General features: G+C 43.1%; 6 protein-coding genes and 1 pseudogene. 4 read left to right on the top strand and 3 right to left on the bottom strand.

The window, feature by feature from the left end:
- Together AACX68_RS20125 and cutC are read left to right on the top strand one after the other, a co-directional pair.
- Positions 1–105: pseudogene (locus tag AACX68_RS20125) on the top strand (IS982 family transposase); the annotation flags it as partial.
- A 730-nt stretch (positions 106–835) separates the two neighbouring features.
- Complete coding sequence (gene cutC, locus AACX68_RS05920; RefSeq protein WP_099110175.1) at positions 836–1,582, top strand: copper homeostasis protein CutC; 747 nt, start codon at positions 836–838, stop codon at positions 1,580–1,582.
- An 85-nt stretch (positions 1,583–1,667) separates the two neighbouring features.
- On the opposite strand, the gene cmoB is transcribed toward cutC, so the two are convergent.
- From cmoB to AACX68_RS05905, 3 genes are all read right to left on the bottom strand, one after another.
- Positions 1,668–2,639, bottom strand: coding sequence for a tRNA 5-methoxyuridine(34)/uridine 5-oxyacetic acid(34) synthase CmoB (cmoB, locus tag AACX68_RS05915; RefSeq protein WP_228858566.1), 972 nt, complete (start codon positions 2,637–2,639; stop codon positions 1,668–1,670).
- Complete coding sequence (cmoA, locus tag AACX68_RS05910; protein ID WP_228858565.1) at positions 2,639–3,394, bottom strand: carboxy-S-adenosyl-L-methionine synthase CmoA; 756 nt, start codon at positions 3,392–3,394, stop codon at positions 2,639–2,641. The genes cmoB and cmoA overlap by 1 nt, the downstream gene beginning before the upstream one ends.
- A gap of 170 nt (positions 3,395–3,564) precedes the next feature.
- Entirely contained in the window at positions 3,565–3,963 is a 399-nt protein-coding gene (locus AACX68_RS05905) for an MAPEG family protein (protein WP_099110172.1), read from the bottom strand.
- 265 nt (positions 3,964–4,228) lie between these two features.
- On the opposite strand from AACX68_RS05905, the gene aspS reads away from it, so the two are divergent.
- Both aspS and nudB read left to right on the top strand, forming a co-directional pair.
- A complete protein-coding gene (gene aspS, locus AACX68_RS05900; RefSeq protein ID WP_228858564.1) occupies positions 4,229–5,998 on the top strand; it encodes an aspartate--tRNA ligase in 1,770 nt (589 codons plus the stop codon).
- Positions 5,998–6,432: a dihydroneopterin triphosphate diphosphatase gene (nudB, locus tag AACX68_RS05895; protein ID WP_228858563.1), complete on the top strand. Its 435-nt coding sequence runs from the start codon at positions 5,998–6,000 to the stop codon at positions 6,430–6,432. Before aspS ends, nudB begins: the two co-directional genes overlap by 1 nt.
- Positions 6,433–6,464: the final 32 nt, after the last annotated feature.

Here is a 6,464-nt window from a genome sequence, read left to right as displayed (position 1 = left end):
ATAGCCAGAAAACTGCTTTCTCATACGTTGGGCATTTTTGCTAATTTTAAACAAGGTAAAAGACAACGCGACTGGCTTCAACAAGCTAACGTTATAAAGTGTTAAAGTCGAACATCGCGTTATTTTGTCTATTTTAATCGGTTAAATAATGTGTTTGTTATTACGCCAAAATAATAGAGATATTAATAATTACTATCTAATACAAAGAATTAATGAGTAATTATCATAATATACTTGTTTAATTTAAGAATTAGTGGTTGAACAAAATATGAGCCTCTGTGCAGGCAATTATCGCGCTGATAAAGAGTCATATAAATGTGATTAATACTCTGATATTTAGAAAATATTTAGCTAATGGATTTGTCTTGGTGGATGTTCAGATTGTTATAATTGTGCAGCTAATAGCTGATAATGCCACTGTGATCAAGCATTATTCTTTTTCTATCTATTAATCTTGATAAAAATGCGGACATATCAGCAAAATTGACTTTTTCATAACGATTTATCAGCAAAAAATTCTGTTCTTGTGATTTGCAATATGTCATTTTGAAAAATAGTTGTCATAGTTAATAAGTTCGACAATAAAATATTTCGAATCTATCTATACACAATGGATTTCAAGATGCGTCACGGCGGCAAGGGAGAGACAAATTTGTCGGGAACGAATTTGCCCAGCCAAAGGCTGGCCTCCGGTGAGAGGTAGGAGCCTCTCAGTAATCCCCGGGAGCATAGATAACTATGTGACTGGGGTGAGCGAGTGCAGCCAACAAAGAGGCGACTTGAAAGACGAAGTGTATATGACGCATTGACAGATTTGAATTCAGGGGAGAGGTTAATGCTAAAACTGGAAATTTGCTGTTATAGCGTAAATTGTGCACTTATTGCACAAGAGGCAGGAGCTGATCGAATCGAATTGTGTGCAGGGCCATTGGAAGGGGGGCTGACCCCCAGTATGGGAATATTAAAACAAGCATTGCAATGCTTATCTATTCCTGTACACCCGATTGTTCGGCCCAGAGGCGGGGATTTTTGCTACAGTAAATTCGATTTTGAAGCGATGAAAAATGATGTTTCCTTTATCCGCGATATGGGGTTTCCCGGTGTTTCTTTCGGTATTTTGAACGAAGAAGGGAAAGTTGATATGTTGCGCATGAGGCAACTGATGTCTTTGGCTGGAGATATGGCTGTTACGTTCCATCGCGCTTTTGATATGTGTTGTGATCCGCTGTATACGCTGGAGCAGCTGACCGAACTGGGTGTAAAGCGGATATTAACTTCTGGTCAGCAAAGTAGTGCAGAGTTAGGCTTACATTTATTAAAAGAATTGGCGCAGGCCAGTCGTGGCCCGAGTATTATGCCGGGAGCGGGTGTCCGGGCCAGTAATATTAGTAAGTTTTTAGAAATTGGAGTGAAGGAAGTGCACAGCTCAGCAGGTAAGATAGTATCTTCTAAAATGGTCTACCGTAAGGCTGGTGTAAGAATGAATTCCGAAGACCGTGAAATAGAGGAATACACGAATTATAGTGTCGATCCTGAGTTAGTAGAATCCATGAAAGGAGTGATGATCCTGATTGATCACTAAATCCCGGCTAAAATCACCTCTGAACATTGAAGGTGTGAACTGCCATAACGAGCAATTCACACATCAATATTTAAATTTTCAGGTTTTAAGGTTTGCGTGCAATAAGAACGGCGCGCAATGGTGCCGGATAGCCTTCGATTGTTTTGCGCTGATCTGACGAGTCAAGGAAATCAGCCAAAGATTCAGTTTTCATCCACTCTGTCTGACGTTGCTCATCTGTCGTTGTCACGGCCTGATCAACGATCCTGACATCGACAAAACCACATTTTTCCAGCCAAGTTTTCAACATTTCAGCTGAAGGAATAAAGTAAACATTGCGCATTTGCGCGTAACGTTCACCTGGTATTAGGCATTGATATTCATCTCCTTCAATGACTAAACTTTCCAGAATCAGCTCGCCGCCTGAAACTAACTGATTTTTCAACTGCCACAAATGGTCAAGAGGTGAACGACGATGATAAAGCACTCCCATGGAAAAGACAGTATCAAACGCTTTTAATTCAGGTAACTGTTCAATACCCAGTGGGAGCAGGTGAGCTCGCTGGTCATTACCCAAGAGTTTTCTGACGGCTTCAAACTGGCAAAGGAAAAGTTGAGTAGGATCGATACCGACAACTAACTCCGCACCTTCACCCACCATACGCCACATGTGATAACCACTGCCACAACCGACATCAAGTATGGTTTTTCCTTCGAGAGGGGAGATATGTGGTAAAACACGATCCCATTTCCAGTCAGAGCGCCATTCAGTATCAATTTCAACACCGTATAACGAAAAAGGTCCTTTGCGCCAGGGCATCAGGATTTTCAGGATATTGCGGATACGTGCCTTTTCACCATCAGGTAATTCGGGAATGTGTGTGGCGATGACACCATGCTTCAGATCAAGGTGAGAAGGTTGAATTTCAGGCAAGTTATCCAGATTCTTTAACCATGAGCTGAATTGGCCGTGTAATGAGGCTTTCTGCCAATGGTTTAATTGTGCCGGTAAGCATTCCAACCAATGATTCAGGTGGTTTTTGGCAATTAATTGATAAAAATTCCCGAAATCGATCATTATTCGGCTCCTTTAACAGCTAATAATGAACCGAAATTGAAACACTGGAACCAGACTTCGCTATGCTGAAAACCGGCTTGTGTCAGGCGTGATTTATGGGTCTCAACAGAGTCTGTCCGCATGACATTTTCCAGCATGCTGCGTTTTTGACTTATTTCCAGCTCACTGTAACCATTAGCCCGTTTGAAGTCATGATGCATGCTGAACAGTAACTCGCCAATGTTCTGATCTTCAAAATTGAACTTCTCAGACAAAACCAGAACGCCCCCGGGTTTTAGTCCGGCATAAATTTTATTTAATATTTTCTGGCGGTCATCCGGTTGAAGAAACTGCAATGTGAAATTCAGTACCACCATTGAAGCATTTTGAATGTCGGTATCAAGAATATCCTGTTCGATGATTTCAACGGGAGTTTTTGCCTTGAAAGCATCAATATGACGGCGGCAGCGTTCGACCATAGCCGGTGAGTTATCAACAGCAATAATACGGCAGCCGTCAACATCAATATTGCGGCGAATAGATAAAGTGGCTGCACCGAGGGAACAACCAAGATCATAAATCTGGCTGTCCGGCGTGACAAAGCGGCTTGCCAACATGCCTATCATGGAGATGATATTTGAGTAACCAGGAATGGAGCGTTTCACCATATCTGGAAAGACTTCGGCAACACGTTCATCAAAACTCCAGTCACCTAAGTTAGCGATTGGAGCAGAAAACAGACTGTCCCGTTGATTGTGCGGATCTTGATTTGACATAACAACATTGATTTTGGAAACAATTAAGAATTGGCTATTCTAGCAGAATGCAGGAAAAGGCAGGAAGTGCTAATCTAACAGAACTGTTTTGAGCAGTAAGATCAGGTAGTAAAGATGCCAATTGAAATGAATAATTGGCCTCTTTAATAATCAGTCAATCCGGGGGCAGGTTACGAATAAGGAGAAAATATTGGCTCCCAGGGCAAATAATATATGTTGGCAACAACCATTATGATCATTGACATAAAGGTCGCCCCCATACCCATTCGCCGCCATCGGAGTTCACGCTGCTTTAGGCCATAGAAATGCAATAACCTGCCAGCAAGTAGTAATATTCCGCAAATATGCAGCATCCAGACTGTTGCTCCATTCATTTCCATGACTAATAACAGAAGTAAGGAAATAGGAATATATTCAACAGCATTACCATGAACGCGAATCGCTGTTTGTAATTCGTAAAAACCGCCATCACCATATGCAACCTGATACTGTGTTCTTAATTTAATCACATCAAGAGACAGTTTAATTAACAATAGTGCGCCCAATACAATATAAAGTGAGCTAACCATTTCTAACTCCATTGCCTAACCCAAAAACGGCTTACTGATGATAAACCTCAAAAGTAAAACTGTCGCTATAAATCATCATATTTAATGATAAATTGGATTTGGTTTATCTGATTGTGAAAATTGTCTTGTCATGAAGCGTGTTATAGCCTTATCTCCAGATAGAATTTCCAGTATAATGGCTTCCTTTTTTGACAATTCTTCCTAAAAGAACAATGCCAAAATTTCCGCAGCAGAATGCATAACGAGCTGAGTAAAAGGATATTGTATGCGTACTAATTATTGTGGGCAGTTGAGCCGGGCCCATGAAGGCCAAAAAGTGACTTTATCAGGTTGGGTAAACCGCCGTCGTGATTTGGGTGGTCTTATTTTTATTGATATGCGAGATCGTGAAGGTATCGTTCAGGTATTTTTTGATCCGGATAGAAAAGACGCATTTGCTCAGGCTTCTGAACTGCGTAATGAGTTTTGTATTCAAATTACCGGTATTGTGCGCGCCCGTCCTGACAGCCAGATCAATAAAGATATGGCGACAGGGGAAATTGAAGTTTTTGCTGAAAGTCTTGAAATCTTCAACCGTTCAGAGCCATTACCACTGGATAGCAACCAAAACAACAGTGAAGAACAGCGTCTGAAATATCGCTATCTTGATCTGCGTCGTACGGAAATGTCTCAGCGTTTCAAAACCCGGGCAAAAATCACGAGTTTTGTCCGTCACTTTATGGATGATGCCGGTTTTCTGGATGTGGAAACTCCGATGCTGACTAAAGCAACACCGGAAGGTGCGCGGGATTATCTGGTACCAAGCCGTGTACATAAAGGCAAGTTTTATGCACTGCCTCAGTCTCCACAGTTGTTCAAGCAATTGCTGATGATGTCCGGTTTTGACCGTTATTATCAAATCGTCAAATGTTTCCGTGATGAAGACCTGCGTGCTGATCGTCAGCCAGAATTCACTCAGATTGATGTTGAAACTTCATTTATGACCGCTGAGCAGGTTCGCGAAATCATGGAAAAAATGATCCGTGAACTGTGGCTGGAAATTCGTGGTGTCGATTTGGGGACTTTCCCTATCATGACGTTCGCTGAAGCTATGCGCCGCTTTGGTTCGGACAAACCAGATCTGCGTAACCCGCTGGAATTGGTTGATGTTGCTGATTTGGTTAAAGACGTTGAATTTGCTGTTTTTGCTGAACCCGCAAATAACCCTAAAGGACGTGTAGCAACCATTCGTGTACCGGGTGGCGCTGAGCTGAGCCGCAAACAGATTGATGAATACGGCAAGTTTGTCGGGATTTATGGTGCGAAAGGATTGGCATGGATGAAGGTTAATAACCGTGCCGCTGGTCTGGAAGGTGTTCAAAGCCCGATTGCCAAGTTCCTGTCCGCAGAAGTGGTTGAGGGCTTGTTATCCCGTACTCATGCACAAGACGGTGATATTCTGTTCTTCGGTGCTGACCAGAAAAATATCGTTACCGATGCCATGGGCGCACTGCGTCTGAAAGTGGGTCGTGACCTGAACCTGACTGACCTGACCAGCTGGAAACCGCTTTGGGTTGTTGATTTCCCAATGTTTGAAGGCGATGGAGAAGGTGGTCTGGCTGCAATGCACCATCCATTTACTTCCCCATGCGATATGTCTGCCAAAGAGCTGGAAAGTAACCCTGAATCTGCTATTGCTAATGCATATGATATGGTGATCAATGGCTACGAAGTGGGTGGTGGTTCAGTACGTATCCATCGTAATGAAATGCAGCAGGCGGTATTCCGTATTCTGGGTATCACCGAAGAAGAGCAACAGGAAAAATTCGGTTTCCTTCTGAATGCCCTGAAATATGGCACGCCTCCTCATGCAGGGCTGGCTTTTGGTCTGGATCGCCTCGTTATGTTGCTGACGGATACTGATAATATTCGTGATGTGATTGCATTCCCGAAAACAACCGCAGCAGCATGTCTGATGACTGAAGCACCGGGTTACGCAAGTTCGGCAGCACTGGAAGAGTTAGCTATTTCGGTTACTAAAAAAGAGAGCGAATAATGGATTACAAGCGCCCTGAATCTGTACTGGTTGTTATTTATGCTGCCGACAGCAAAAGGGTGCTGATGTTACAACGGCGCGATGATCCTGATTTCTGGCAATCCGTTACGGGGAGCCTCGAAGAGAACGAAAAGCCGTATGAAGCAGCGTTGCGTGAAGTACAGGAAGAGATCGGGATTGATATTGTCAGTGCCAATCTTGAACTGATGGATTGTCAGCGCAGCCTCTATTATGAGATCTTCTCACATTTACGTTATCGATATGCTCCCGGGGTAACACGGAACAAAGAACACTGGTTTTTGTTGCCGTTGCCCGGGGAGTGCGAGATCCTGTTGACAGAGCATCTGGCTTATCAGTGGCTGGCAGTGGAAAAAGCGGCCAGCCTGACTAAGTCATGGAGCAATCAGCAGGCAATTGAAGAGTTTGTTATTTAGTCTGCTAAACCTGACAGATTTCAGTCTACCGG

Origin of the sequence: Xenorhabdus sp. PB61.4, assembly GCF_963894935.1 — a bacterium.
Taxonomy (GTDB): domain Bacteria; phylum Pseudomonadota; class Gammaproteobacteria; order Enterobacterales; family Enterobacteriaceae; genus Xenorhabdus; species Xenorhabdus stockiae.
This window is presented reverse-complemented; position numbering and strand designations above follow the sequence as displayed.